Source organism: Streptomyces sp. NPDC002265 (genome assembly GCF_040296125.1).
In the GTDB taxonomy this organism is placed as follows: Bacteria; Actinomycetota; Actinomycetes; order Streptomycetales; family Streptomycetaceae; genus Streptomyces.
The window spans coordinates 44,541-70,900 of the sequence record NZ_JBEOWS010000008.1; the positions used below are offsets into that span (position 1 = coordinate 44,541).

Genomic DNA, 26,360 nt, shown 5'->3' on the forward strand with positions numbered 1-26,360 from the left:
GGCCGGTCGGGCCGTGGTCGCGGCCCTGGAAGGTACGCCGGTTGCCCGCGCCCTCACGCGAACGGCACCAGCGCTTCCGGAACGGCCGGTGCCGCGGACGGATGACGCCACAGCCCCTCCCCCGCCAGCCGGGGCAGCACCCCTTCCCCGAACCGGTACGCCTCCTCCAGGTGCGGGTACCCGGACAGCACGAACTCCTCGATACCCAGGGCCGCATACTCCTTGATCCGCTCGGCGACCTCCTCGTGCGAGCCGACCAGGGCCGTGCCCGCGCCGCCGCGCACGAGCCCGATGCCCGCCCACAGGTTGGGGTGGATCTCCAGCGCGTCGCGCCGGCCCGCGTGCAGAGCCAGCATGCGTTGCTGCCCCTCGGACTCGCTGCGCGCGAGCCCCTCCTGCACGGAGCGCACCGTGTGCGGATCGAACCCGTCGAGCAGCCGCCGCGCCTCGGCCCACGCCTCCTCGGAGGTGTCCCGGGTGATCACATGCAGCCGGATCCCGAACCGCAGTGTCCGCCCGGCCTTCGCCGCCAGGCCCCGGATCCAGCCGATCTTCTGCGCGACCTGGAGCGGCGGCTCGCCCCAGGTGAGATACGCGTCGACGTGCCGGGCCGCGACCTCGCCGGCGGCCGGTGAGGATCCCCCGAAGTACACCTCGGGAACGGGATCCGGTAGCCGCGCCAGCTTCGCGGCCTCGACCCGGAGGTGCTCCCCTCTCAGGTCGACCGTCTCGCCCGCCCACAACGCCCGTACGACCTGGAGGAATTCACCGGTACGGCGATAGCGGGCGTCCTTGTCGAGGAAGTCGCCGTAGGCCCGCTGCTCGTGGCTCTCGCCGCCGGTCACCACGTTGAGCAGCAGCCGTCCGCCGGTCTGCCGCTGGAACGTGGACGCCATCTGCGCGGCGAGCGTGGGCGAGACGAAGCCGGGCCTGAAGGCCACCAGGAACTTCAGCCGCTCGGTGTTCTGGCTGACCATCGCGGTCGTCAGCCAGGCGTCCTCGCACCAGGCCCCGGTGGGGGTGAGCGCCCCCACGAAGCCGAGGTGTTCGGCGGCCCTGGCGATCTGGCTCAGATAGGCGACCGTGGGCGGCCGGTCCCGGCCCGAGGCGGTGGCCGGGGTCCCGTGGCCGCCGCCGACGACGTGACGGCTGTCGCCGTTGGTGGGCAGGAACCAGTGGAAGGTGAGGGACACGAGAGGTACTCCGATCGAGAGGGCCCGTCAGGGCAGGTCGTGCCGGGACGGCAGGGCGCCGTCGAGCACGTACCGGCCGATGTGCTGGATCTTCGGCGGGCCGGGTCAGGCCGCCGTGGACAGTGCGGGCAGGCGTCCGAGCGCGGCCGAGAACTGGTCGACGATCGGGAACAGGGCGTCGACGACCGCCGGTGCGAGGGCGAGGGTGCCGTCCTCGCGGACGGTGATGTCCTTGTCCAGCGTGAACCAGCCCTGGACGATGTGGGCGGCGCCCATCGAGGTCAGGACCGGGCGCAGCGCGTAGTCGATGGCGAGCACGTGGGCGACGGAGCCGCCGGTGGCCAGCGGCAGCACGGTCTTGCCGGCGAGCGCGTACTGCGGGAGCAGGTCCAGCAGCGCCTTGAGGACACCGGAGTACGACGCCTTGTAGACCGGGGTCGCGACGACGAGTCCGTCGGCTCGGGCGAACAGCTCGGCGGCCTCGACGATGGCGGGGTGACGTGGGTCCGCGCCCAGCAGCGCCTGGGCGGGGATGCTGCGGACGTCGAGCGGGACGACCTCGTGACCCTGAGCGATCAGCTGCCGGTCCAGGTGGCGCAGCAGGCGACCCGTGCGGGAGGAGGCGGACGGGCTGCCGGAGACGGAAAGGACGGTGGCCATGAGGCTGCCTCTTTCTGGAATTTCACAAGCACTGCGGACAATGCAGAGCCCCTGGTGCGGAATTGTTTTCGGGCACGCCGAAATCGACGGGCGTGCACAGGAACGCAAAGAGGCCGGGAACGGATGCGCCGGCGCCGCGACGGGCTTACCGGCATGCCTGATACAGGCGGTTAAGGGAGGGCTGCGGCGGAGTGGTCAGGCCGCGGCGCGACAGGAGGCGCTGGAGACACGTGCGAGGTCGACGTGGCGTCGCCGCGTGAGGTCCAGTCGCATCTTCATGCCGTCGATGGTGGCAGCCGGTGCCGAACACCGTCAAGGAAAACCCGACCGTTCTCGAATCGCGGACCACTGCATTTCACGAAGATGTGACAGGAGAACCCTTGAACTTGCCCCGCGCAGGGCGGTCGACGAACTCGATCTGTCACAGCCCGCCTTGAGAGAAACGGTGCCCGATCGAGAGCGGGAACTGGGGGTCGATCCGAAATTTCCACCGGCCGGTCATCGGGGCACCACCCGCGACTACGGCCGTGATCCGCACGGGCCACCGGCACCGCCTGCCCCGCGCCACTGACAGGAGGGAGCGCAACCTTTCCCGCCCGCTCCGAGTCGAACCTCCCAAGGAGGCGCAGATGGGCAGGACATGGGACGCCCGGCAACGAGCCCGGGGGCTGACCGCCTTGGCGCTGCTCCTCTTCCTCGGCGCAGCCGCCGTGCTCGCGGTGCCGTACCGGCACAGCCTTGCCACCACACGGGCCTACGAAGCCGCGTCACAGACCCGGGGCATCCCCGCCGTGGTCAGGAAGCTGGAGAACCACTCCAACGGTCGTGGCGGCCACTACTGGGTCGAGGTCACGGGCCCCCCTTCCGTATCCGGCCGGATCGACCTCGACGACTCCGAGCCCGTGCTGTCGAGGCTGCACAAGGGCGACCGCATCGGGGTGGTCGTCTGGCACGGCCACCGCACCGACATCACCTTCCGCGGGAACGTTCAGCAGACGACGGACTCGCCGACGAAGTATCCAGCGCTCTACCTGGGCAGCGGCCTGACCCTGCTGGACGGCGGGGTGCTCGCGCTGTACTGCGCCGGACGGTTGCGCCGCAGGATGCCCGAGTCGGACGAGCCGGGCGTCTTCGACGAGTTCCCGCTGACCGGCAGGATGATCGTCGGAGCCGGCGTGGTCACCGTCGCCTCCGGCCTCGTCACCGTGGAGGAACACGAGGGCGACCCGCTCGAATTCGTCGGCACCTGGATCCCCCTCGCCCTCATCGGCCTCGCCGTGTGGGCGGTGCGACGCTGGTTCCGCAACCGATGGCTCGACTGACCGTACCGGCGCCGGGTCCAAGTCCGGGTCCGGGTCACGGGCGGGGCGCAGGCGCCGGTACGTCACTCACCGCGGGGCCGACGCGAGAAGGCGGCCGGCCCGCTCGATCCCGCGGACGGTCTCGGACGATCCACCGCCGTCGCACGGGATCACCGCACCGGAGATGTAGGCGGCGGCCGAGGACGCGAAGTCACGGTGCTGGGGCCGGATCTGGCGGGGTTCTCCTCCCCGCGCCATGGCCCCTTCACCGTGGGCAATGTGCGCGACGCCGACCTCGTCGACCTGGTGCGGCGCGCGCCGCAAGCCGCCTGGGTGGCGGAGACCCTGGAGGGCTTCGCAGCCTGTCGGGCCACCTGCGGCCACTTCAGCTACTGCCTCGGTGGCGCGCCGGCGAACAAGTACTTCGAGACCGGCCGATTCGACGTCACCGAGACCGCGTACTGCCGCAACAGCAGGAAACGACTCATGGAAGGGCTGATCCGCAGTGTCGGACACACCTGAAATCAGCGAGAACCTCGAGGAACGCATCGAAGCACACCGAGCCGCCCTGGCAACTCTGCCGGCTCGGACCGAGGTCACGGCCCGGCCCGCCGCGGCCGAGGGCGCGCCACCACGGGCGGACGTGCTGATCTCCTCTGACGCGAACCCCTGGCAGGAGGGCCGCACGAACAGGGAGGAGAGGGAGGAGAGCAAGGAAGAGGAGAAGAAGAGCGAGAGCGACTAGGACCTGTCCGGAGGGCCACCGCGCCGGGGACAGGTCGGTGCGGGTTCGGCCGCCGTCCCCACAGGGTGTCTCCTGGCTCCGCAGCCGGGGTCCTGACCGTGAAAAGCCCAGGTCACCCCCCATCTCAGTCTCCGCTGCTCCCCTGGTTGCGCCGACTCGGCCGGCGCACGGCGCCGGGGGCTGCGGCATCCGGCCCCCCGCTCGTGGCACTGAGCGTGTCGAAACGGATCACCGTGATCATCCTTGTTACCGTCCACTTCGCCTTGAATGATCCATAAAGGACCGATTCGCACCCGCGAGTGGTCGAGAGGACACGGACCATGAATGACTTTTCCCGCCGCCGGCTGCTGAAGACTTCCGCAGTCGCCGGCGCCGGCTCCGTCGTCGTGCCGGGCATCGCGGCCGCCGCGGCTCCTGGCGCGAGCGCCGTGACGGAAGCCGCCGCGGGTGCGGTGCACGGAGGCCATGGGGGGCACGGACACTGCCCGCCGGCAAAGCTGACCGGCCGGATCGTCCGCCCCCACGACCCCGGGTACACGGACGCGCGCCTGGGCTGGGACCAGCTCTTCTCCCACTATCCGCTGGTCATCGTCTTCGCCCAGAACACCCAGGACGTGGTCAACGCCCTGACGTGGGCGCGGCAGCACGACACCGCGGTGCGGATCCGCAGCGGCCGCCACAACCTGGAGGGCTGGTCGAACGTCGACGCCGGCCTCGTGATCGACATCAGCGACCTGAAGTCGGTCCACATCGACGCCCACGCCCGCGTCGCGACCGTCGGCTCCGGGCTCAACCAGGGTGAAGCGGTGTCCGCGCTCGCGAAGCGGAACTTCGCGGTGACGACGGGTACCGAAGGCAGCGTGGGTCTGTCCGGCGCCACGCTCGGCGGCGGCTTCGGCTTCCTGACCCGCTGGATCGGCATGGCCTGCGACAGCCTCATCGGCGCCGAGATCGTCGTCGCGGACGGCGACGAGTGCGCCAAGGTGCTCAAGGTCGACCTGAACCACCACTCGGACCTGCTCTGGGCGCTGCGCGGCGCGGGCAACGGCAACTTCGGCATCGTCACCTCCCTCACCTACAAGTTGGCCCCGCTGAAGAGCGTCACGTACCTCACGGCCACGTGGAACGACACCAAACACCTGCGCAGGACCTTCGAGACCTACCAGCGCGTCGCGCCGTTCACCGACAACCGCCTCGGCACCCAGCTCGAGATCCACAAGAACCAGATCCTGCTGTTCGCGGTCCTCGCCGAAGGAACGCCCGCGGAGGCGAAGCGGCTGCTGGCCCCGCTCCTGTCGATCGACAGCCCCCAGGTCACGACGCAGGTGGGCAACTGGGGCGACGTGTACACGGGGTTCCAAGTCCCGATCGAGCTCGAGCCCGCGAACTGGAAGTTCTTCTCGCAGTTCACCAGGAAGCCGTTCCCGGGCAAGGCGATCGACATCGTCAAGCACTTCATCGAGCAGGCTCCCACGGACGACAGCAACTTCTTCGTCCAGGCGTTCGGCGGGGCGGTCCGCAAGAGCCCCCGTGGCGGCACGGCGTTCCCGCACCGCGACGCGCTCTTCTACGCCGAGCCGGGCGCCGGCTGGGGCAAGCGCAGTGACCAGCCGGGCATCTGTGACCCGCTCACCCCGCAGGCCCAGGCCTGGATCGCCGAGTTCAGCCAGAAGCTGCGCCCCTACGTGGACGGCGCCTACGTCAACGTGCCGAACATCGGCACGCAGGACTGGGAGACCGCCTACTGGCGGAACAACTTCGACCGCCTGCGCAGGATCAAGGCGAAGTACGACCCGCAGAACGTCTTCCAGTACGACCAGAGCATCCCGCCCGCGGTCTGCTGACCGAGCGCTGATGGAGCCCTCCTCCCGACCGCGGAGGGGGGCTCCGCCATGCCTGCCTGTCGCGGGCAGGCGCTTCGCCGGACGGTTCTCTCATGCACGGGACAAGGGCGAGCCCGTGTACTGCCGGTTCATCCGCAGCCGCAGCCCGCCGACTCAGGGGCGGGTCCGGCGGCCCGGCCGGTGCAGCAGCCGTCGCCGGTGGCGTCGATGGCACCGGTGGCGTCGGGGTCGGCGCTCTTGCCGAGGGTGTCCGCGTCGGCCTTCACGACATAGACCTCCCACGGCTCCCGGCCGGGTCCGTGCACCCACACCTTGTCCTGAAGGGCGTAGCAGCAGGAGGTGTCGTTCTCCTCGAAGGTGGCCAGGCCTGCGTCCTTGAGGCGGTCGGTGGCGGCATGGACCTGGTCGGCGGACTCGACCTCTACGCCGAGGTGGTCGAGCCGGGTCTCCTCGCCGGGACTCCCCTCGATCAGGACGAGCTTGAGCGGGGGCTCGGCGATGGCGAAGTTGGCGTAGCCCTCGCGCCGCTTGGCCGGTTCGGTGCCGAAGAGCTTCGAGTAGAAGGTGATCGACGCTTCCAGGTCGCTGACCCGCAGGGCGAGCTGAGCACGGGGCATGGCAGGACTCCCATCTGCTTGCATTGACGTCTTTCGATGCAACCTTGCGGCTTGCATCGAAGGATGTCAACATAGACGCATGTCAAAGCAAGAACTCGCGGTCCTCGGTCAGGACGACGAGAACGGCGCATGCTGCCCCGGCCTGGTGACCGCCCAGCTGGACGACGGCCAGGCGGCCGAGCTGGCGAGGCTGTTCAAGGCCCTGGGCGACCCGGTCCGTCTGCGGCTGCTGTCGATGATCGCCTCGCGGACGGGCGGTGAGGTGTGCGTCTGCGACCTGACCCCGGCCTTCGAGCTGTCCCAGCCGACGATCTCGCACCACCTCAAGCAGCTGCGGCAGGCCGGTCTGATCGACTGCGAGCGACGCGGCACCTGGGTCTACTACTGGGCGCTGCCTGCCACCCTCGACCGGCTCGCCGCCTTCCTGAAGACCTCACAGGCTTCGGCGGCGACCGAGTGAGCGCCCCGCTCGGCCGCCGGGCCGTCGCCGAGTTCGCCGGCACGGCGGCCCTGGTCGCGGTGGTCGTCGGCTCGGGCATCCAGGCCACCGAGCTCACCCATGACGTGGGCGTGCAGCTGCTCGCCAACTCACTGGCCACGGTCTTCGGCCTGGGCGTGCTGATCCTGCTCCTGGGGCCGGTCTCGGGAGCGCACTTCAACCCGGCCGTCACCCTCGCCGCCTGGTTCACCGGCCGCCGCACCGGCAACGGACCGACCGCGCGTGAGGCCGCCGCGTACATACCGGCTCAGGTCGCCGGAGCCGTCGCGGGGGCCGTCCTGGCGGACGCGATGTTCGGCAGGCCGCTCGTGCGATGGTCCAACCACGACCGCTTCGCCGGCCATCTGTGGCTGGGCGAGGTCGTCGCGACCGCCGGGCTCGTCCTGCTGGTCTTCGGGCTCGACCGCACCGCTCAGATCCGCCACGCACCCGTGGCCGTGGCCGCCTACATCGGCGCGGCGTACTGGTTCACGTCGTCGACCTCGTTCGCGAACCCCGCGGTCGGCATCGGACGGGCCTTCACCGACACCTTCGCCGGCATCTCCCCCGGCTCCCTCGGCCCGTTCATCGCGGCCCAACTGCTGGGCGCCGCACTGGGGCTGGGGCTGGTGCGCGCGGTCTTCGGACACCCGGCACCCGTACCGGCCGTCTCTGCCGACCTTCCCGGCGAGCCCGAACTCGCCGCCCCCGCACACCCCTGACCGGCCCTCCGCCAGAAAGCGCATCCGCCATGAACATCCCTGCCGAACGGCCGTCCGTACTCTTCGTCTGCGTGCACAACGCCGGGCGTTCCCAGATGGCCGCCGCGTTCCTCACCCACCTCGCGGGCGAACGCGTCCAGGTGCGCTCCGCCGGGTCCGCCCCCGCCTCGACGGTCAACCCGGCCGTCGTCGAAGCCATGGCCGAGGCCGGCATCGACATCTCGGCCGAGGTCCCGAAGGTGCTCACGGTCGAGGCCGTGCAGGCCTCCGACGTCGTCATCACGATGGGCTGCGGCGACACCTGCCCGATCTTCCCCGGCAAGCGTTACCTCGACTGGGAACTCCCGGACCCGGCCGGGCAGGGCGTCGCCGCCGTGCGTCCCATCCGCGACGAGATCGAGAAGCGCATCCGCGAACTGATCGACGAGATCGCCCCGGTGGGCCGAGCGTGAGCGTCCCGCCCGGCCTGCGCATCACGGCCATGGGACCCGAACACGCCGCCGAGGTCCTGACGATCTATCAACTCGGCATCGACGAGGGCGACGCCACCTTCGAGACGACCGCACCCACCTGGGAGCACTTCGACGCCACCAAGCTGCCCGGCCACCGACACGTCGCCGTCGACGACTCGGGCCGGGTGCTCGGCTGGATCGCCGCGGTGAGGGTTTCGGACCGGTGCGCCTACGCGGGGGTGGTCGAGCACTCGGTGTACGTCCACCCCGACGCCCGCGGCCGCGGCGTCGGCTCGGCGCTGCTGGACGCCCTGATCGCCTCGACCGAGGCGGCGGGCATCTGGACCATTCAGTCGGCGTCTTCCCCGAGAACTCCGGCAGCCTGGCCCTCCACCGGAGAGCCGGATTCCGCGTCATCGGCACCCGCGAACGCATCGGCAAGCACCACGGGGCCTGGCGCGACGTCGTACTGATCGAGCGCCGCAGCCCTGCTGTCACGTAGGCGGGCGGGCCGGCCGCGGGAGGTCGGTTCTCCTGCGGCAGACCATGTCCCAAATTCCGCCCGGACGGGACGCTCCGCGTCCTGGGACCCGGGCCCGGACCTGGGCCTACTCGGCCGGCAGGCTCTCCCGCATCGCCTTGGCGGTCGTGGCCGCGTCGTAGTTCTCGGGGACACCCTCGACCAGGATGATGTCGCCCTCGATGTGCCGTGAGCGCAGCGGTGCGATCTCCTGGTACGCGGGCGAGTCCCACCAGGCCCGCGCCTCGGCGATCCCGGGGAAGCCGATCACCACGACGTACCCGGGCCAGCTGCCCTCCTTCACCTCGTGCTGGGAGGCGTGCACCAGGAATCGGCCGCCGTACGGGGTGAAGGTGGCGGTGATGCGCTCGATGTACTCGGCGATCTCGGGGACCGGGGTGGCCTCTTGCAGGTGCGCTATCGCATAGGCGGGCATGACGTCCTTCCCTTCGGTCGGGCTCCGTACGTCACCGATCATGGCATGCGAGAGCACCTGGAGTGACGGCCCGCCGGGAGTTCCCGCTTCGCCGTGAGGGCCGGCGACGGCATCAGCGAGGCAGGGTGACGAGCCCCGACTCGTAGGCGGTGATGACGAGTTGGACCCGGTCCCGGGCGCCCAGTTTGGTGAGCAGACGGGAGACGTGCGACTTGGCGGTGGCCACCGTGATGTACAGGTCCTGGGCGATCTCGGCGTTCGACCGGCCCCGGCCGACCAGGGTCAGCACTTCCCGCTCCCGCTCGGTGATGCCCTCGACCGGCCGTGGGCAGGGCGCAGGGACCGGCACCGGGCGCCCGACGAAGTCCGCGATCAGACGACGCGTCACACCCGGCGCGATCAGCGCGTCGCCGGCGGCGACCACGCGGATCGCCGCGAGGATGTCGTCCAACGCCATGTCCTTGACCACGAAGCCGCTCGCGCCGGCCCGGAGCGCGCCGTAGACGTGGTCGTCCTCGTCGAAAGTGGTCAGAACGAGGACGCGGGTGGTCGCCGCCCGTCCGGTCGTGATCAGGCGGGTGGCTTCGATCCCGTCCATGCCGGGCATCCGGATGTCCATGACCACGACATCGGGGCCGAGTTCGCCGACCAGTCGGACGGCTTCGGCGCCGGTGCCGGCTTCCCCGACGACCTCCAGATCGCCGTGGTCGGCCATGAGCACGCGCAGACCGGAACGCACCAGCGGCTGGTCGTCGGCGAGCACCACCCGGACGGTCATCGGGCTTCCACCACGGCCGCGACGGCTGCGGGCAGCGGCAGCCGCGTCGCCACCCGGAAGCCGCCCCCGGGACGTGGTCCGGCGCTGAGGTGACCGCCCAGCAGGGCGGCCCGCTCCCGCATCCCGATGATGCCGAAGCCGTGCGCCGTACCGTTGCCGGTGACGCCGTGCCCGTCGTCGACGATCTCCACGGACAGTTCCTCGTCTCCGTAGTCGACGGCCACGCGGCAATGCCCGGTGCCCGCGTGACGGACCACGTTGGTCAGCGCCTCCTGCACGATGCGGTAGGCGGACAGATCGATGTCGGCCGGCACCGGGCGCTGCTCCCCGGTACGGTGCACGTCGACGCGTACCCCCGCGCCCGCCGTCGCCGCCGCCAGCCGCTCGACGTCCGCCAGACCGGGCGCCGGTGCGAGCGTCGACCGCTCCTCGGTGGTCGCGGCTGGGTCGGCCTGACGGAGCGACACCAGAGTGCGCCGCAGCCCCGACAGGACCTCTCTGCTGGTGGCCTCGATGGCGCGCAGGGCCTCGCGCGCCTCTGCGGGCTGAGTCCGGATGACCCGGCTGCCCACACCGGCCTGGATGGCGACGATGCCGATGCCGTGCGCCACCATGTCGTGCAGCTCCCGTGCTATCCGCAGCCGTTCGGCGACCACCGCCTCGGCCACCTCCTGTGCCCGCAGCGCCACCGCGTGCTCGCGGCGCTCGCGGCTCAGCAGACCGGCCAGGCAGGACGCTGTCAGGGCCAGGACGGCGATCACCTCGTTGACGGCCAGGCCGTCCCCGTGCGAGAAACCGGCGATCACCAGAAGCTGCACGGCGAACGACACAGCCACGGCAGCGATCGAGGCGCGCCGTCCACAGGTGGCGACGATGAGACCCAGCATGAGGTCCACCGCCAGATACGACAGGAACTGGCCCTGGTACGCCGTCGACAGGCTCTCCCGGCCGGAGCTCGGCGGCCCCACCACCACGGCAGTGGACCCGAACAGTGCCAAGGCCAGAGCCGACACTGGCATACGGCGCACCATGCCGGCGAGCAGGATCACGGCCAGCAGCCCCCCGACCCCGTGAACCGTCCCCGACGCCCGCGGCGCGGCCCCCACCAGCAGACCCACCACGAGGAGGTAGGAGGCGCTCCCCGCCCAGGCCACGGCCTTGGTTCTCGTCATCGGCGGTGCGCCCTCCCGGGAGCGGGGCCACAGCGCAACGCGCGCAGACGGAGGAGCAGTTGTCATGGGGTTCACGCGGCGAGACTAGCCGGGCCGCAAACGACGCGGCATCAGTCCGCGGACGTACGCCCACGGGCTGGTCCGGGCGCACGATTGCCGCCCACGGCCCCATGCCCGGACGGGGCTCCGGTCGGCAGTGTGGGTGCCGTGATCGAAGTATGCGAACTCACCAAGCGCTTCGGCGGCAGGACGGCCGTCGACCATCTCTCCTTCACCGTCCTGCCGGGCCGGGTCACCGGATTCCTCGGCCCCAACGGAGCCGGCAAGTCCACCACCCTGCGGATGATCCTCGGGCTGGACGCGCCCACCACCGGCGCCGCCACCGTCGACGGCGTGCCCTTCCACCGCCACCCTCGCGGACTGCGGTACGTCGGCGCCCTCCTCGACGCCGGGCAGGTCCACGGCGGCCGCAGCGCCACGGCCCATCTGCGCGCTCTGGCCCGCAGCAACGGCATCCCGCGGCGCCGGGTGGACCAGGTGCTCCAGGAGGTGGGGCTGGCCGAAGCGGCGGACCGCCGCGTAGGCGGCTTCTCCCTCGGCATGAAGCAGCGGCTGGGAATCGCCGCCGCCCTGCTCGGTGACCCGCCCGTGCTCATGTTCGACGAACCGATCAACGGGATGGACCCGGAAGGTGTTTTGTGGGTACGTCGGCTCCTGCGGCGCCTGGCCGGCGAGGGGCGCACGGTCTTCCTCTCCAGCCATCTGATGACAGAGATGGAGAACACCGCCGACCATCTGGTCGTCATCGGCCGGGGCCGCCTCGTCGCCGCCGAGCCGCTACGGGACTTCGCGGCGCGCAGCACCCGGAGCAGTGTCCTGGTGGGGACACCGCGGGCCGCCCAGCTGGCGGCCCTGCTGACCGCGGCGGGAGCCTCGGTCGAGCCGGAAAGCCCGGCGGGAGCCGAGACGCTCGCCGTGACGGGTCTCCCGGCCGACCGGATCGGGGCGCTGGCCTTCGAGCACGGTATCCGGCTGAGCGAACTGACCACCCGTGCCGCCTCGTTGGAGGCCGCGTTCATGGACCTGACCACCGACAGCGTCGAATACCCGGCAGGACGGCCTCGATGACCACACTCGCCTCCCGCTCCCCGGCCGCCTCCCTCACCGGGTCACCCGCCCGTTTCGGCGACCTGCTCGCCGCCGAGTGGATCAAGGTGCGGTCGCTGCGCTCCACACCGTGGACGATCGCGCTCACCCTCGTGTTCGTCCTCGGGGCCTCCGCGGTGGCCACACTGACGGACCGGACCGCTAGCTCCGGCCCCGCCGATTTCCGGCCCTTCGACGCCTACCCGGCGGCCGGCTACTGGACGCTGATGCTCGTCGCCGCCTGCATGGGCGCCCTCACCGTCGTGAGCGAGTACAGCAGCGGCCTGATCCGTACCACCACCATGGCCGTCCCGGCCCGCGGCTCGGTGGTACTGGCCAAGGCGGTCGTCACCGCCACCGTGTGGACAGCGGTCGGCACGGCGGCCTCCGCCGGATCCTTCCTGGTCTACGTGGCCGTCCTGGGCTGGCACGGTGCCGCCGTTCCGGCCATCCACCCCGGGGTGCTGCGGGCCCTGGCGGCATCCGCGTTGCTGGCTCCGGTATGTGGCCTGGTCGGTCTGGGCCTCGGCGTGCTGCTCCGGCATGCCGCCGCGACCGTGGTCACCAGCGTGTTCACCCTGCTGATGCTGCCCACCATGTTCGCGGAGAGCGACCGCTGGTCAGCGGACGTCAAACACACCCTGGTGTCGGCTGCCTGGAACCGTCTGGTCCAAACCTGGGAGCCGGACCCCGCATCCTTGGGGTACACCGCCACGGTCACCGGCTCCTGGATCGTGTACGCGCTCTGGCCGCTGGTCACGGTCGCACTCGCCGTGCTGGCCGTGCGGCGCCGCGACGTGTGAGTGCCTCCTGAGGAACGGCGGGGACGCGGAACGGCTTTCAGCGCGCCACGCGGTAGCGAACCAGGACCACCCTCGAACCGAGGGTGCGGGTCTCGACGAGTTCGAGATCCACCCGGCGCTCGTGCTGGGGGAAGAACGGGATGCCGCCGCCGACCAGCACGGGGTGGACCACGGCCCGGTACTCGTCGATCAGACCGGCCGCGGCCGCCTCGGCGGCGAGTGTCGCACCGCCGATCGCGATCTCGCCCCGGCCCGGCTCGGCCCGCAACCGCTCGATCTCCTCCACCAGGCTGCCGGAGGCCAGGCGGACGGCGCTGCCCCGCACCTCCGACAGCGTGGTCGAGAACACCACCTTCGGGAGCGGATTCCACAGCGCGGCCCACTCCAGCTGGGCATCGTCCAGCGACTGATCCTGGTCGGCGGTCTCCCAGTACAGCATCGTCTCGTACAGCCGTCGTCCCAGCAGATGCACACCGACGTCCCGGATCTCGTCGATCCAGTAGCGGAAGACCTCGTCGTCAGGCTCCGTCCAGTTGAAGCCACCGTCCGGCCCGACGATGTAACCGTCGAGCGACATACCCATCGAATAGGTCACGCTGCGCATCGCAACTCCTCCTCCGTAGCGGCTTCGACGGTAAGACCGCCGGACCCCACAGGACTCATCGCGGCGCGCGGGAACCCCCAGAACGACCACCCGCCTGACGTCCGAACGCCGGCCGGCCACGGCCTACATAAATCGCTGGTGCGCGATCCGGTGGTGCTTGTACGTTGGCATCGCGACCGCGCCTCCGATGCGCTCGGCTGCGGCTACTTCTTCCGAAAACCAAGTGACGCCGCCGCCACCTCTGATCTCGGCAGGCGCGGGCGCCTTCGCCCCGTCGACCCTTGCGGCCGGGGCCGTCCGTTCCTTTGAATCCGGGGGGATTCACTGCCTCGTTACGCCCCACGCGTCTCCAAAATTTGGTCCGAGATGCTCGTGGCCCCGCATGTATCGGCGGCCGCCGTCTCCCTGGCCCTGGCACAACCGGCCCACGAGCCCGCGCGGCCCGTCTGCACCCACGAGGGCGGCCGGGCCTTCGTCCGGGAGCCCCGCGAGGAGCTCTTCCTCCTCGCCGTCGGCAACTTCGTCTCCCAGCAGACCTTTTACGAGAGCGGCGCGGAACGGGACGACCGTTACGTCCGCCTCGTCGGTGAACTCGCCCTCCTGGACCCCGAGTGGACGGCCGGCCTGCTGCGCTGGCTGCGCGGCGAGGGCAACATGCGCACGGCGTCCCTGGTGGGCGCCGCCGCGTACGTACACGCCCGGCTCGAGGCCGGGCACTCCGGGGGCCCGTCCAACCGGTCTGTGATCGACTCGGTGCTCCAGCGCGCCGACGAGCCAGGCGAACTGCTCGCCCACTGGATCTCGACGTACGGGCGCAACGTGCCGCAGCCGGTGAAGCGGGGCGTCGGCGACGGCGTACGCCGTCTGTACACGTCCCGGTCCCTGCTCAAGTACGACACCGCGTCCAAGGGCCTGCGCTTCGGCGACGTGCTCAACCTGGTGCACGCCTCCCCCGACCCGGACAAGCCCTGGCAGGGTGCGCTCTTCCGGTACGCCCTGGACCGCCGCCACCATCCGGAGCGGGCGGTTCCGCCGTCCTCCGACGGTCTGCTGACCGCCCACCGGGCGCTGATGGATGCGGCTCCGGACGAGCGGCGTGCCCTGGTGACGGGGCCGGGCGGCGCCGAACGGCTGGCCGCGGCGGGCATGACGTGGGAGGTCCTGGCGGGCTGGCTCCAGGGTCCGCTGGACGCCGCTGTCTGGGAGGCCGTGATCCCGGCGATGGGGTCGATGGCGCTCCTGCGGAACCTGCGGAACTTCGACGAGGCGGGGGTCTCGGACGATGTCGCCGCCCAGGTCGCCGCCCGGCTCTCGGACCCCGCCGCGGTGGCCCGGTCCCGTCAGTTCCCCTTCCGCTATCTGGCCGCCTACCGGCACTCGCCGAAGCGGCGCTGGGGCGCCGCGCTGGAGCAGGCGCTGGGCCACTCCCTGGCCAACGTACCGCCCCTGCCCGGCCGGACCCTGATCCTGGTGGACCGGTCCGCCTCGATGTACTACGGCGCCGTCTCCGAGCGGTCGAAGCTGAGCTGGGCGGACACGGCGGCCGTGTTCGGCACCGCGGTGGCCATGCGCGCCGAGCAGGCGGATCTGGTGGAGTTCGGCTCGACCAGCGCGCCGGTGTCGTTCGAGGCGGGCGAGCCGGTGCTCGGGGTGCTGAAACGGTTCCACGCTCTGGGCGGCACCAACACCACGGAGGCGGTGCGGGCCCACTACCGGGGCCAGGACCGGGTCCTGATCGTCACCGACGAGCAGGCAGCCCACTGCTGTCAGGGTGAACCGACCGATTCGGTCCCGCCCGACATCCCGGTCTACACCTGGAACCTTGCGGGATACCTGCCCGCCCACGGGCCGACGGGCCCGCACCGGCACACCTTCGGCGGCCTCACGGACGCCGCGTTCCGGCTGGTCGGCCTGATCGAGGCCGGCCGCGAGGCCGCCTGGCCGTGGACCGCCGAGCCGGTCTGATCCGCGAGGTGCAGGACCGGCCCGCTCCGTGAGGTGCAGGGCCGGCCTGCTCCGTGAGGTGTCCGGCCAACTCGTGGCTGTTCACGGCGGCGTGCGGTCGCAGGGCCGCGACGGTCTCCTCCGTGCGTCCGGCGCCGGCCAGCAGTTCGGCGATGTGCGGCGCCGCGTACGACGTGCCGCCCTCGGGGTGAGCCCGGACCCGCTCGATCGCTTCGTCGGCCCGTCCGCAGCTCTCCAGCAGTTCCGCGGTGGTCGTGGTGGCCGTTCACGAACCCGTGGCACGGTACGGGGCGAGGATCTCCAACGCCTGGGCCTGCGAGCCCTGTTCACCGAGCAGTCGCGCCCACCCCCGCGCGCAGCACCACTCCCCCGGGCCCGGTATTCAAGATCGGCGGCGTCCACGGTGACGTACCGTAGTGCCAGCCTCTGACACCGTGCCGATGCCCGGTGCGGAGGCGACGGCCACGGCCACGGCGCGATCATGAGTAGAAGTACTCATGACGCCCGGCGGCCCGCAGGAAAGGATCGGGGGATGACGACGCGAGCGAAGACGAGAGCCCGGCTCGGGATGCTGACGTTGGCGGTGACGTTCCTGTCGGCGACAGGGTGCGGAACCGAGCGGGCCGGGGATGCCGCCGACGCGTACCCGAGTTCGCGTCCGACGCCGACCGTCATATCCACACCCAGCACACCAGCCGACTTCCCCTGTCCCGGCGAGAGGCCCAGCTCCAGGCCTACGGAGCCCACAGCCGCCGCCACTCCCGCCTCGACCGGGCTGCCGGTCGACCACTACGCCGAGAACCACGGCTTCAGGGTGCCCATCCCGCTGCACGGCCAGAACCGCTGCAAGGGGCTCGCCGCCGTCGCGCGCGTCAAGGAAGCGCTGGAACCGCTGCGCGAGCGTGGCGACTTCGCCCCGGACAGCGTCCGCAGCGCGCTCACCGGCCTCGGCTACTCCGCCGGGAAGATGCAGGTGTACCAGGGCGGGTCGGCCGCCGGGGTCGGCTTCCTCATCGACATCGGCGTCTCTCCCTGGTGTGTGGAGGGCACGATGACCAGTGACTCCACCGAGGCGGACGCCTTCGGCGGCTACCCCGACGGCAGCAACTGCGAGCCCCCGAGCGGCGGCCACTGACCGGATCCCGACCCGGCGGGTCCGAAGGACGGCGAGGTCGTGCGCGACTACGCCGGCCGCCGCGGAGCACGCGTCGTGGGCCGGTCGGCCCGTCCTCTTCTTGAGACCGCCGCCGCCGGGGAAGGACATGTCCGCAGACCGCCGCCACCGGGAAGGGACATGCCCACACATGTTCACCACACAGCAGGAATGGGACCGCGGTTACGCCGACGGTCTCCGCTATCGCCGGCTCGGCGACAGCGAGCGCCTACTGCTGGCCGCTCACGCACCGGCCCCGGCCGAAGGACGGGCCCTCGACGTCGGCTGCGGGGTCGGTGAACTCGCAGCTCACCTGGCCGGTCTCGGCTACTCAGTGGACGCCGTCGACTGGTCCGCGACCGCTCTCGCCGAGGCCGGCACCCGCTACGGAGGGGCGGTCCGCTGGCTTCGCCTCGACATCGAAGGCGACGACCGGGGCCCCCTGCACGCCGACGGCTACGACCTGATCACCCTGCGGTTCGTGGCTCCGTTCCTCACCTCCCGCGACCGCACCCTGCACGCACTGGGCCACCAGCTGCGCCCCGGGGGCACTCTCGTGGTCATCACACCGCTCATCGCCGACACCCCGGCCCTGCGGCACGGCATCGCCCTCGGCGAGGACGACCTCGCGGCACTGCAGAACCGCTGGTCCACCGCCGAGCGTCACGACACCGAGGGGCTGGCTCTGATGTTCCTGCGGGGCCCGCTCCGGAGCGCGGCCACGCCTGACGGCCCGCCGACCGTCGCCGTACCGGGCGTGCCGTCCGGCGCGCGGGGCATCGAGGCCGCCGGGACCGCCGTCCCGCGCCAGCATCACTTCCATCTGCTGGGGCGCTACTACGGCCAGGTGGAGTCGGGGCGGAAGACCGTCGAGGTACGCGTCGCCACGCCGGAGAAGGCCGCCGTCGACGCCGGGGACACGATCGTCTTCCACGACCGGGACAGCGACCGGGAACTCGATGTCGTCGTGCAGCGGGTCACCCGGTACGACTCGTTCGAGGATCTCCTCGACGCGGAGGATCCGGCACGCGTCGATCCCGACGCGCCGCGCGAGGAACTGCTCGGCGCGCTCCGCGGCATCTACCCGCCGGACCGGGAAGCGCTGGGCCCGCTGGCCTTCGCGTTCGACCACCGGCCCGCGCGGCCCGGCCGGCCCATGCCGATGCCGCCGTCGCAGTACGTGCAGACCGTGCCCCACCACACGGTGTACGGCTGCCTGTACGTACGCGACGAGCACGACCGGCCCGTCCAGCTGCGCTCGGTGTACGGATCCCGGCACTGGCAGTTCCCGGGCGGCAATCTCGACACCCGGTCGGAGGACCCTCTCCAGACCGCCCGTCGAGAGACCGTCGAGGAGACCGGGCTCGAACTGGCCCTGGAAAGGCCGAGGTTGCTCTTGACGCACTTCCTGCACGCCGGTCCCCGACTGCCCCTGAACAAGGTCGGCTTCATCTTCGACGGAGGGCGCCTGAGCGCCGACCAGCTCCGCCGGATCCGCCTCGATCCCGCGGAGCACGACATGTGGGCCGTCCACGACCTCGCAGCGTGGCGGCAGTTGATGGCGCCGGGTGCGTTCACCCGCCTCGGCGCCGTCGAACGCGCCCGGCTCGGCGAAGGCCCGGCCTACCTCGTCACACACACCTGAACCGGATCGCACACCCTCGAAGCCGGACCGCAGCTCCACAACCACGGCCGAATGCCCCGCTCGACGGCCACCCTCACCAGATCAGGCACCAATAAGGGCCGTAGCGGCCGATCTCGATCCGGCCGCCTTGCGGGATCAGAGCCGGGTCAGGCGGTCCGACGGCCGCCAGCGAGCACGCCGGGTCGCCGACGGCTCCGGCAGCGGCCATCCGTCGGGCGGCGTCCACCGCCGCCCAGGTCGTGACCCAGGTCGTCGTCGCCGCTCCTCCGGCAGTGGCCGACGGCCTCGGTGTTCCTGGCACTGTCGGTGCGGCCGTTCGGGTGAGGGGGGCGGTGGGGACTGGTTCGGCTGTTCGGGTGGGGATGGGTGCGGGCGTCCGGGAAGGAGCCGGGGCGGTGGCTGCCGGGCGGATCGGTCGCGTCGTCGAGGACGACGGCCGGGGTGGGACCGGCGCTGCGGTGGGCAGTTCGGCGGGCACTCCGGTGGGCGTCGCGCTCGGGTACGGCGTCACGCCCGGGTACAGCGTCGCCCTCGGCGTGTGGGCGGCAGAGGGGGCGGCCGACGGAACGGCGGACGGGGCGGCCGTGGTCCGGAGCGGAATCGGCCCGATGCCGGTCGGTGCCGGAGGGACCACCAGCGGGACGGGAGAGACACCCGTCGGAGTCGGCGGAACGACCACCGGGACGGGAGAGACACCCGCCGGCACCGACGGAACGAGCAGAGGGACGGGAGAGACACCCGTCGGAGTCGGCGGAACGAGCAGAGGGACGGGAGAGGCGCCCGTCGGAGTCGGCGGAACGACCAGCGGGGCAGGAGAGACGCCGGCCGGTGCCGGTGGGACGAACAGTGGAACGGGGCCGGTAGCGGTCGGCGCCTGTGAAACGACCGGCGGGACGACCGGCGGCGCGGCACCGGTGGCAGTCGGTGCCGGAGGAACGACCGACGGGACGGGACGAGTCCCGGTCGGCGGCGGAGGAACGACCAGTGGGACAGGGCCGGTAGTGGTCGACGCCGGAGGGCCAACCGGCGGGACGGGCCCGGTGCCGGTCGGTGCCGGGGGGAAGCCTGGCGGGGCCGGTTGCCGGCTCGTCGCCGTCGGCCGGGGCGTCGTCGTGCCCGTCGGCGTACGGGACGGCGAGCCCGAGGGCTTGGGCTCGGGCTTGCGGGTGGGTATCGGGCTCATCGACGGCAGGGACAGGATGCCGGAGCGCGACGGCGTCGGGTGAGGCGTTCCGCCGCCGGACGACACCAGTGCCCAGATCCCGTAGCCGCCCACGACGAGCAGCGTCGCGCCGCCCGCGATCCATGGGGCCTTTCGCGCCGGGCGCCGGTGCCGATTCATGATTCTCACTGTCCAACCGATCCCCGACGGCCTCAACCGGGGATCCGACCCGGTTTCCGGCGAAAGTGACGCGCGGACGGGACGGTCGTCCCCGGCGATCGGGCAACCCCCGTACGGCTACTTGGAGTGGCCGTCTGCATACTCGTCGTGACTATGCTGCGCGTGGCACCGATCTCGCGGCGCCACGCGGACGGCACCGGGCACTCCGGCCCGTCCGCGACAGACGCAAGGAGTCAACCGAACATGTCGATCCCTGTCGTCGACGTCTGGGGCCAGGTCTCCCCCAAGGCCCGCTCCTCGTTCCCCCCCGCACCCGAGCCGCACGACGAATGGTCCCTCGTCGGCGGAACGGCCTGGATCTACTACAGCCCGCTGAACCGCAGGCAGCTCGTCAGGCCCGTCATCCTCTCCGACGGCTTCTCCGGCGGGTCGAGCAACCTCGACCAGCTCTGGCACGGCCTGGAGGAGAACGGTGACTACCGCTTCATCTCCGAACTCCACGCGACCGGCCGGGACGTGATCATCCTCGGCTACGACGACCGCACGGCGTCGATCGTGAACAACGCCGACACCGCCATCGAATGCATCCGCCGGGCCATCGGCGAGCGGGTGGGCCGGGCGAAGCTGGCCGTGGGCGGCTTCAGCATGGGCGGACTGGTCACCCGCTGCGCACTGGCCAGGATGGAGCACGACCCCTCCATGCCCGACCACGAGACGTCCCTGTACTTCTCGTACGACACACCCCACCAGGGCGCTTGGTTCCCCATCGCCCTCCAGGCCTTCACGCACTACGCGACGGACAAGTGGGGAGACTCCCCCGGCGTGGGTCCCCTGCTGCGTCAGCTGTCCGGGCTGCTCAACAGCCCCGCCGCACGGCAGATGGCCCGCTGGCACATCGAAAAGGTCGGCGCGACCCCGACCCAGTCGCCGGAGCGCGTGGCGTTCCTCAAGAAGCTCGACGAGCTCGGGGGTTGGCCGCGCAGCGTCCGCAAGATCGGTGTCGCCAACGGTGTGGCCACCGGCAACGGCAACGGTGTCAAGCCCGCCGCGACCGCTGTCAGGTGCGACGGTGGCACGCTGCACGACACCTGGCTCAAGACCCAGGCACAGGGCGACCAGGTCGTCGCGCGTCTGCAGCAGACGGACGACGCGGCCACATCGGTTCGCACCAGCGGACTGCCCGACATCGACGGAGCTCCCGGCGGCCTGTTCACCGTGCCGTCCCCCGCGGGCGACACCGGCAGCTTCGGCCTGGCCGCGGCCCTGATGGCGCTGCTCGGCAACACCCTGGACCAGGACGTCATCAGCACGTCCTGTTTCATCCCCAGCATCAGCGCCGTAGACGCCGGTGACATCGGCGACCAAAAGGCCCTCTACCGCCCGGTCACACCGGCGGACAGCGCACTCGACGCCATGCTGTGCGCCGGCCGCAACGAAGGACACACCTCCATGACCGAGGAACTCGGGGCATGGATCGTGAACGAGATCGTCGCCTGCGGGTGACCATCGGCTGATCACCGGGGTGGGCGGGTCCCACCACCGAAGACCCGCCCATCCCTCGGCCCGGGCGGCCGAGGGCGATATCCCGTGGCACGCCCGGCACCGGCTTGACTAGGTTCTGCGGATGCGGCAATTCGCGGACATCGAAGACCTGTCGGGGCTCGTGGGGGACGCGCTGGGCGCGGGATGTCACGTCGTCGCGGTGGACCGGTTGCGCGGGGGAAGCAAGAAGGGCGTGTACCGGGTCCGGCTCGACGGAACCCGCACGGCCGCCGTGATCGTCTACCGCTGGGCCGAGGCGGAGAACTACTGGCCAAGAGCACGCGAGGCGGACCCGGCGGACCCGTTCGCGCCGGCCTCCGGGCTGATCCCCTTCCTGACCGCGCAGCGCACCTTGGACAGCCTCGGGGCACGGGTTCCGCGGCTGCTGCTGGCCGATGACAGCCGGCGCCGCTGTCCGGCGGATGTCGCGGTGGTCGAGGACGTCCGCGGCGGCACGCTCGAAGGGCTCTTCGCGACCGATCCCGCGCGCGCCGCGCGAACGCTGGGCGAGCTCGCCGGGATGCTGGAAGTGATGCACCGTCATCAAAGCTCGCGCTACGGCAGGTTGGACCTGCTGGAGCGCGGCGGCTCCGCCGGCGAGGTCACCTGCGAGCAGCGGGTCCTCGAGCGAGCCCTGCAGGACCTGGCGGAGGCGGCGGGGCGCGACGGCCGCGTCGCGGCAGCCGGCACCGCACTGCGCGAGCGCCTGTACGAACTGGCCGACCGGGTGAGCCCGCGCACGGAGTACGGACTGGTCCACGGAGAACTCGGCCCCGACCACGTGCTGGTCGACGCCGAGGGGCACCCCGTCCTGATCGACATCGAGGGCCTGATGTTCTTCGACGTCGAATGGGAGCACGTCTTCCTCCGCCTCCGCTTCGGCGAGCGGTACCCCGCGCTGGCCCGGCCCGGTCTCGATCCACGGCGGCTCGACCTCTACCGGCTCGCGATGCGTCTGTCGCTGGTGGCCGGTCCACTGCGTCTCCTCGACGGCGACTTCCCCGACCGGGCGCTCATGCAGGGCATCGCGGAGCACAACACGCAGGAGGCGCTGGCGCTCCTGGCGACAGGATCAGGTCCCCGCCCTGCACACCACGGAACAGGGTCTTCGCGGGACGCCCGGTAGCGCCGTTCCGGCCGGACGGGCGTCAGCGGGGCCGGTAGTCGAGGGTTCCGAGAGGCCAGTGGGTGGTCAGCCAGGTGGTGACGGCCGCGTGCAGGGGTGCGTCCAGCCCGGCCTTGTCGGCACGGACCCAGGAGCGGACGTCGGTGTCGTGGTCGTCGCTGCGCGAGGGATAGATGTAGACGCAGCCGATCACCTCGCCGCCGGCCGGCTCGATGACGGTGTAGGTGAATCCACGGCGCCGGGCGAAGTCGTCCGCATGACGTTGCAGGTCGGCGAGGTTCGCCTCCAGGGACATCCCGTCCGCGGGGGGCCATGCGCGGCCCTGGAAGCCGGGGGTCGCCCTGATGTGCTCGATGCTGCTGGTCCAGGCCGCGTGGTCGGCGGCGTTGTGCCGGGGCCCCAACGGCTCCAGCCGGAACTGCGGGGTGGCCAGGTCCGCGGGAACGACGAAGTCCTCGGGTACGAAGGCACGGTCGTCGGTCATGGGACCGAGGCTATGGGGCCGGGCGCACGGGCTGCACCTCAATTCGGCCCCGCCCGGCGCGGTCCGACGTTGCGGGCGGGGGCGGTTCGGGTTCCAGGCGGCGGGCGAGGGCCACCCGGGAGCGTACGCCGAGGTGGGTGAAGATGTTGCGCAGGTGGTACTCGACGGTACGGGTGCTGATCGACAGCTGGCGTGCCACTTCGCGGTTGGTGGCGCCCTGGGCCACCGAGTGGGCGATGCGCTGCTGCTGCGGGGTGAGCAGCGCCAGCGGTCCGGTCCCGGACAGGGGGGCGGGCACGGCGGTGGGCGTCTCGCCGGCCGCTCTGAGCTCGGCGTCGGCCTGCTTCGTCCATACGTCGGCACCGCACTGATCGAACCCCATGACGGCATAGCGCAGTTGGGCGCGCGCTTCCACGAATCGGCGTCGGCGCCGCAGCCACATTCCGTACGCGAGATGGGTGCGGGCGTGCTCGTAGGGGCTGTCGACCTGCTCGTGGCGCGCCAGGGCCGCGGTGAAGAGGTCCTCGCTGTGCTCACCGTCGGCGACCAGGGCCCGGCAGCGCAGGACGACGGCCGGGGCCTGTGGATCCGCGCCGCGCGCGGCCCACCGGGCGTACTGGTCGATCAGGTCCGCCACGTCCTCGTCCGCGTCGTGGCCGGCCAGGACCGTGGCCTCGACGTAGCAGGGGACCGCCATCATCCACAGACCGAAATGGCCCTGGCGCGGCCCCTCGTGGACCAGGGGGGCCAGTCGCGCGGCGGCGTGTTCGGCGTTGCCGTGGCCCAGGTCGGCGCGGGCGCGGGCCCACTCGGCGAGTGTTCTCGTCTGGCCGAGGCCGTGGGCGTGGGCGATGTGCAGGGCCGACTGCGCGTGCGTGGCGACCTCGTCCGGGTCGCCCGCGATGGAGGCGGCCAGGGCGAGGACCGCGGACAGACCGGCGGTCACATTGCGTTGCGGGTGCTCGTCCGCCGCCTCCAGACCGGCCTGCGCGTGCACGCGGGCCTGGTGGTACCTGCCCTCGCGCAGTTCGGCGTAGGCGAGATGTTCCAGGACCCGGGGCAGGAACGTCGGCGTCGCCTCGCAGCGGGCGGTGGCCAGCGCGAGGCCGAGGACCTGCCGTGCCGCCGCGAGGTCACCCAGCATGAGCGCGATCGTGCCCGCGGACAGCAGCCGCGAGGTGTCCTGCTGCGCCCTCAGGACGGTCAGGATGGGGCCGAGCAGTGCGTTGGCGCGTACGAAGTCGCCGTGCAGGACGCTGTGCATGCCGTCGCGGTACGCGCGCCAGAACGCCTCGACCGGATCGTCGCGCTCGGCCGCAGGAGGCCTGCCGTCGGTGGGAGCGGTTGGTGGGCACAGCGCGTCGAGCGCGGTGAGGTAACCGTCGCGGTCGCCTGCCGACCAGGCGGCCAGGCAGGCGTGGACGGACGCCTCGCGCGAGCGGGCCACGTCGGTCGTCCGCAGGGCGCCCGCGGCGAGGAGCAACAGGTGGTGGGCGTCGGAGACGGGACCGTCGCGCAACAGCCGGATGCCGAACGCCATCTCCTCGTGCTCAGGCGGCAGTTGTCCGTCTCGCGCCGCGGAAGCGTCCCGCTGGCCGGGATCCGTGCCAGTTGACTCATGCCCCACGCGCACCACCGTTCCCTGTGGCCCCTCTGTGCGATGGTAGCGAGCGGCCGACCGGTGCGGGTCCGGTTCCACGGCATTGCCGACTGCCCATCCAGCAGGGGTGCGCCGGTGGCCGACCGGTGATTCCACCGATACGCGCGGGGCGCGGCGCTTCCTACGGTGCTGTTGCGCCCGGCGAACGGATCCCGTCCCGGGCGCTCGTACCACCGCCCGAGAAAGAGGAACCCCCCATGTCCCGTCATGCGTCACGGCGTCGTCTCACTCTCGTGTCCCTCGCAGGTGTCGGCGTTCTCACCGCGGCCGGCCTGTCCCTGCTGCCCTCCCTCGCGTCCGCGGCCCCGTGCCCTGATGTCGAGGTCGTCTTCGCCCGCGGCACCGGAGAGGCCCCGGGTCTCGGCATCACGGGAACCCCGCTCGCGAAGGACATCAAGAGTGCGCTGCCGGGCCGCACCGTGTCGTCGTACGCCGTCGACTATGCGGCGAACTTCTCACAGACGAGTGCCGGGCCCGGCGCCACCGACATGACCGACCGCGTCGTCTCCACCGCGGCCGACTGTGCCAACACGTCCTTCGTGCTGGGCGGTTACTCCCAGGGCGGCAGTGTCACCGACATCGCCCTGGGAATCCCCACCCGGCTGGGCACCGGCCGCACCATCCCCGCGAAGCTGGCCGGGCGGGTCAAGGCGGTGGTCGTCTTCGGCAACCCGCTGCGGCTGTCGGGCCGCACCATCGCCTCGGCCAGCGACGTGTTCGGCTCCAAGGCCAAGGAGTTCTGCAACACCGGGGACCCGGTCTGCGGCAACGGCCGCAACGGCGCCGCGCACCTTACCTATCACGTCAACGGCAGTGTCGAGCAGGGCGCCCGGTTCGCCGCCGAGCGGATCGGCCGGGGCTGAGCCGTCGACGGGGCATCCCCGCAAGGGCTCACCGCGATACGACGGAGAATGCGCCGGGCGCCGGTTCGGGGTGAGCAACCCCGTCCCGAACCGGCGGTAAGTCCCGGGCCCGGACCCGGTGCTCGGTATCGTCAAGATCATGACGAATTCGCCGCGTCCCGAAGTCCTGCGCTACACCGCCTTCTCCAGCGACCCCGAGGGCGGGAACCCCGCGGGCGTCGTCCTGGACGCCACCGCCCTGGACGACAGCGACATGCTGGCCATCGCCGCCGACCTCGGATACTCGGAGTCCGCGTTCCTCACCCCGGCCCCTGCGGGTCCCGGCGGCCGGGAGGGAGGGGCGTACGGCATCCGCTACTTCAGCCCCAAGGCCGAGGTGCCGTTCTGCGGGCATGCCACCGTCGCGGCCGCCATCGCGCTCGCCGAACGGACCGGGCCCGGCGAGCTGATGTTCGCCACACAGGCCGGGACCGTACCGGTGGAGGTGACCCAGGAGGGCGGGACGCTGCGGGCCACGCTCACCAGCGTCGAACCGCACCTCGAGGAGATCACCGGGGCCGACCTGGACGAGGCGCTCGCCGCACTCGACTGGCCGGCCGCCGATCTCGACCCGGCCTTCCCGCCCCGCATCGCGTTCGCCGGTAACCGCCATCTCGTGCTCGCGGCCGCGACCCGCGCCCGACTCGCCGATCTCGCCTACGACTTCGCACGCCTCGAAGCCCTGATGCACCGCCTGGACCTGATCACGGTCCAGCTGGTGTGGCGGGAGTCGGCCGGCGTCTTCCATGTGCGTGATCCGTTCCCGGTCGGCGGTGTCGTGGAGGACCCGGCGACCGGCGCGGCGGCGGCCGCGTTCGGCGCGTACCTCCGTGAGCTCGGCCTTGTCCCCGAGGACGCCGTCCTCACCCTGCACCAGGGCGCGGACCTGGGCCGCCCCGGCGAGCTCACGGTGACGCTGCGCGCGGGAGATCCCCGGGTCCGCGTCAGCGGCGCGGGAACGCGCATCGGCTGACCGACCGGACCGATCCGGCCAAACCGACCGTTCCGTCGTCGACGGTTCATCCGTCGGCACATACGGCTTGTTCTCGATCGCGGGGCGTGGCACCGTC

At 71.6% G+C, this 26,360-nt stretch carries 27 protein-coding genes and 1 pseudogene; 18 read left to right on the top strand and 10 right to left on the bottom strand.

All coding sequences use genetic code 11. From position 1 onward, the window contains the following. Nucleotides 1-53: 53 nt before the first annotated feature. The 3 genes from ABT085_RS02845 to ABT085_RS02855 all read right to left on the bottom strand — a co-directional run bounded on the left by ABT085_RS02845 (nucleotide 54) and on the right by ABT085_RS02855 (nucleotide 2,132). Entirely contained in the window at nucleotides 54-1,193 is a 1,140-nt protein-coding gene (locus ABT085_RS02845; RefSeq protein ID WP_351600968.1) for an LLM class flavin-dependent oxidoreductase, read from the bottom strand. Nucleotides 1,194-1,298: 105 nt separating this feature from the next. Next, nucleotides 1,299-1,853 (bottom strand): NADPH-dependent FMN reductase, encoded by a 555-nt coding sequence (ssuE, locus tag ABT085_RS02850; protein WP_351600971.1) that lies wholly within the window; start codon nucleotides 1,851-1,853, stop codon nucleotides 1,299-1,301. Nucleotides 1,854-2,048: 195 nt separating this feature from the next. Further along, nucleotides 2,049-2,132 (bottom strand): putative leader peptide, encoded by an 84-nt coding sequence (locus tag ABT085_RS02855; protein ID WP_350284076.1) that lies wholly within the window; start codon nucleotides 2,130-2,132, stop codon nucleotides 2,049-2,051. Between the two features lie 350 nt (nucleotides 2,133-2,482). Here ABT085_RS02855 and ABT085_RS02860 point away from each other — a divergent pair, with 350 nt between their 5' ends. The 4 genes from ABT085_RS02860 to ABT085_RS02875 all read left to right on the top strand — a co-directional run bounded on the left by ABT085_RS02860 (nucleotide 2,483) and on the right by ABT085_RS02875 (nucleotide 5,743). Further along, nucleotides 2,483-3,175 (top strand): hypothetical protein, encoded by a 693-nt coding sequence (locus ABT085_RS02860; RefSeq protein ID WP_351600973.1) that lies wholly within the window; start codon nucleotides 2,483-2,485, stop codon nucleotides 3,173-3,175. A gap of 195 nt (nucleotides 3,176-3,370) precedes the next feature. Continuing rightward, nucleotides 3,371-3,676, top strand: coding sequence for a radical SAM protein (locus tag ABT085_RS02865; RefSeq protein ID WP_351600976.1), 306 nt, complete (start codon nucleotides 3,371-3,373; stop codon nucleotides 3,674-3,676). Further along, nucleotides 3,660-3,899, top strand: coding sequence for a hypothetical protein (locus tag ABT085_RS02870; protein WP_351600979.1), 240 nt, complete (start codon nucleotides 3,660-3,662; stop codon nucleotides 3,897-3,899). Before ABT085_RS02865 ends, ABT085_RS02870 begins: the two co-directional genes overlap by 17 nt. Before the next feature lie 320 nt (nucleotides 3,900-4,219). After that, entirely contained in the window at nucleotides 4,220-5,743 is a 1,524-nt protein-coding gene (locus ABT085_RS02875) for an FAD-binding oxidoreductase (protein ID WP_351600982.1), read from the top strand. A gap of 128 nt (nucleotides 5,744-5,871) precedes the next feature. On the opposite strand, the gene ABT085_RS02880 is transcribed toward ABT085_RS02875, so the two are convergent. Continuing rightward, on the bottom strand, nucleotides 5,872-6,360 hold the full coding sequence (locus tag ABT085_RS02880; RefSeq protein ID WP_351600989.1) for an ArsI/CadI family heavy metal resistance metalloenzyme: 489 nt from the start codon (nucleotides 6,358-6,360) through the stop codon (nucleotides 5,872-5,874). 79 nt (nucleotides 6,361-6,439) lie between these two features. Here ABT085_RS02880 and ABT085_RS02885 point away from each other — a divergent pair, with 79 nt between their 5' ends. The 4 genes and pseudogenes from ABT085_RS02885 to ABT085_RS02900 all read left to right on the top strand — a co-directional run bounded on the left by ABT085_RS02885 (nucleotide 6,440) and on the right by ABT085_RS02900 (nucleotide 8,514). Then, nucleotides 6,440-6,820, top strand: a complete 381-nt coding sequence (locus tag ABT085_RS02885) for an ArsR/SmtB family transcription factor (protein WP_351600992.1) — start codon at nucleotides 6,440-6,442, stop codon at nucleotides 6,818-6,820. After that, the gene (locus tag ABT085_RS02890) at nucleotides 6,817-7,560 is read left to right on the top strand and encodes an aquaporin (RefSeq protein ID WP_351600995.1); all 744 of its coding nucleotides are present in this window, start codon (nucleotides 6,817-6,819) and stop codon (nucleotides 7,558-7,560) included. The genes ABT085_RS02885 and ABT085_RS02890 overlap by 4 nt, the downstream gene beginning before the upstream one ends. A gap of 29 nt (nucleotides 7,561-7,589) precedes the next feature. Further along, a complete protein-coding gene (locus tag ABT085_RS02895; RefSeq protein ID WP_351600998.1) occupies nucleotides 7,590-8,012 on the top strand; it encodes an arsenate reductase ArsC in 423 nt (140 codons plus the stop codon). Nucleotides 8,013-8,041: 29 nt separating this feature from the next. Then, nucleotides 8,042-8,514: pseudogene (locus ABT085_RS02900) on the top strand (GNAT family N-acetyltransferase). Between the two features lie 106 nt (nucleotides 8,515-8,620). Here the strand turns inward: ABT085_RS02900 and ABT085_RS02905 are convergent. From ABT085_RS02905 to ABT085_RS02915, 3 genes are all read right to left on the bottom strand, one after another. After that, the gene (locus ABT085_RS02905) at nucleotides 8,621-8,968 is read right to left on the bottom strand and encodes a DUF1330 domain-containing protein (RefSeq protein WP_351601001.1); all 348 of its coding nucleotides are present in this window, start codon (nucleotides 8,966-8,968) and stop codon (nucleotides 8,621-8,623) included. Between the two features lie 112 nt (nucleotides 8,969-9,080). Continuing rightward, nucleotides 9,081-9,746 (bottom strand): response regulator, encoded by a 666-nt coding sequence (locus ABT085_RS02910; RefSeq protein ID WP_351601004.1) that lies wholly within the window; start codon nucleotides 9,744-9,746, stop codon nucleotides 9,081-9,083. Further along, entirely contained in the window at nucleotides 9,743-10,918 is a 1,176-nt protein-coding gene (locus tag ABT085_RS02915; RefSeq protein WP_351601007.1) for a sensor histidine kinase, read from the bottom strand. Before ABT085_RS02915 ends, ABT085_RS02910 begins: the two co-directional genes overlap by 4 nt. Nucleotides 10,919-11,125: 207 nt before the next feature. Between ABT085_RS02915 and ABT085_RS02920 the strand changes: the two genes are divergently transcribed. Next, complete coding sequence (locus ABT085_RS02920) at nucleotides 11,126-12,046, top strand: ABC transporter ATP-binding protein (RefSeq protein WP_351601010.1); 921 nt, start codon at nucleotides 11,126-11,128, stop codon at nucleotides 12,044-12,046. Next, a complete protein-coding gene (locus tag ABT085_RS02925) occupies nucleotides 12,043-12,867 on the top strand; it encodes an ABC transporter permease (RefSeq protein ID WP_351601013.1) in 825 nt (274 codons plus the stop codon). Before ABT085_RS02920 ends, ABT085_RS02925 begins: the two co-directional genes overlap by 4 nt. A 37-nt stretch (nucleotides 12,868-12,904) precedes the next feature. On the opposite strand, the gene ABT085_RS02930 is transcribed toward ABT085_RS02925, so the two are convergent. Next, entirely contained in the window at nucleotides 12,905-13,471 is a 567-nt protein-coding gene (locus ABT085_RS02930; protein WP_351601016.1) for a dihydrofolate reductase family protein, read from the bottom strand. A 366-nt stretch (nucleotides 13,472-13,837) separates the two neighbouring features. On the opposite strand from ABT085_RS02930, the gene ABT085_RS02935 reads away from it, so the two are divergent. The 6 genes from ABT085_RS02935 to ABT085_RS02960 all read left to right on the top strand — a co-directional run bounded on the left by ABT085_RS02935 (nucleotide 13,838) and on the right by ABT085_RS02960 (nucleotide 22,244). After that, nucleotides 13,838-15,436 carry a TROVE domain-containing protein gene (locus tag ABT085_RS02935; RefSeq protein ID WP_351601019.1) on the top strand — a complete coding sequence of 533 codons (1,599 nt, stop codon included), beginning with the start codon at nucleotides 13,838-13,840 and terminating at the stop codon, nucleotides 15,434-15,436. A gap of 532 nt (nucleotides 15,437-15,968) precedes the next feature. After that, on the top strand, nucleotides 15,969-16,571 hold the full coding sequence (locus ABT085_RS02940) for a hypothetical protein (protein WP_351601022.1): 603 nt from the start codon (nucleotides 15,969-15,971) through the stop codon (nucleotides 16,569-16,571). Nucleotides 16,572-16,740: 169 nt separating this feature from the next. Next, the gene (locus ABT085_RS02945) at nucleotides 16,741-18,234 is read left to right on the top strand and encodes a methyltransferase domain-containing protein (protein WP_351601024.1); all 1,494 of its coding nucleotides are present in this window, start codon (nucleotides 16,741-16,743) and stop codon (nucleotides 18,232-18,234) included. A gap of 239 nt (nucleotides 18,235-18,473) precedes the next feature. Beyond that, nucleotides 18,474-19,460: a hypothetical protein gene (locus ABT085_RS02950; protein WP_351601027.1), complete on the top strand. Its 987-nt coding sequence runs from the start codon at nucleotides 18,474-18,476 to the stop codon at nucleotides 19,458-19,460. 359 nt (nucleotides 19,461-19,819) lie between these two features. Next, nucleotides 19,820-21,079 carry an esterase/lipase family protein gene (locus ABT085_RS02955; protein WP_351601029.1) on the top strand — a complete coding sequence of 420 codons (1,260 nt, stop codon included), beginning with the start codon at nucleotides 19,820-19,822 and terminating at the stop codon, nucleotides 21,077-21,079. 121 nt (nucleotides 21,080-21,200) lie between these two features. After that, nucleotides 21,201-22,244 carry a phosphotransferase family protein gene (locus tag ABT085_RS02960; protein WP_351601032.1) on the top strand — a complete coding sequence of 348 codons (1,044 nt, stop codon included), beginning with the start codon at nucleotides 21,201-21,203 and terminating at the stop codon, nucleotides 22,242-22,244. 22 nt (nucleotides 22,245-22,266) lie between these two features. Here ABT085_RS02960 and ABT085_RS02965 read toward each other — a convergent pair whose 3' ends face one another. Both ABT085_RS02965 and ABT085_RS02970 read right to left on the bottom strand, forming a co-directional pair. Next, on the bottom strand, nucleotides 22,267-22,728 hold the full coding sequence (locus ABT085_RS02965; RefSeq protein WP_351601035.1) for a GNAT family N-acetyltransferase: 462 nt from the start codon (nucleotides 22,726-22,728) through the stop codon (nucleotides 22,267-22,269). A 10-nt stretch (nucleotides 22,729-22,738) separates the two neighbouring features. Next, the gene (locus tag ABT085_RS02970; RefSeq protein ID WP_351601037.1) at nucleotides 22,739-24,268 is read right to left on the bottom strand and encodes a LuxR C-terminal-related transcriptional regulator; all 1,530 of its coding nucleotides are present in this window, start codon (nucleotides 24,266-24,268) and stop codon (nucleotides 22,739-22,741) included. Nucleotides 24,269-24,621: 353 nt separating this feature from the next. Between ABT085_RS02970 and ABT085_RS02975 the strand changes: the two genes are divergently transcribed. After that, the gene (locus ABT085_RS02975; RefSeq protein ID WP_351601040.1) at nucleotides 24,622-25,251 is read left to right on the top strand and encodes a cutinase family protein; all 630 of its coding nucleotides are present in this window, start codon (nucleotides 24,622-24,624) and stop codon (nucleotides 25,249-25,251) included. Between the two features lie 139 nt (nucleotides 25,252-25,390). Then, the gene (locus tag ABT085_RS02980; protein ID WP_351601043.1) at nucleotides 25,391-26,263 is read left to right on the top strand and encodes a PhzF family phenazine biosynthesis protein; all 873 of its coding nucleotides are present in this window, start codon (nucleotides 25,391-25,393) and stop codon (nucleotides 26,261-26,263) included. Nucleotides 26,264-26,360 lie beyond the last annotated feature (97 nt).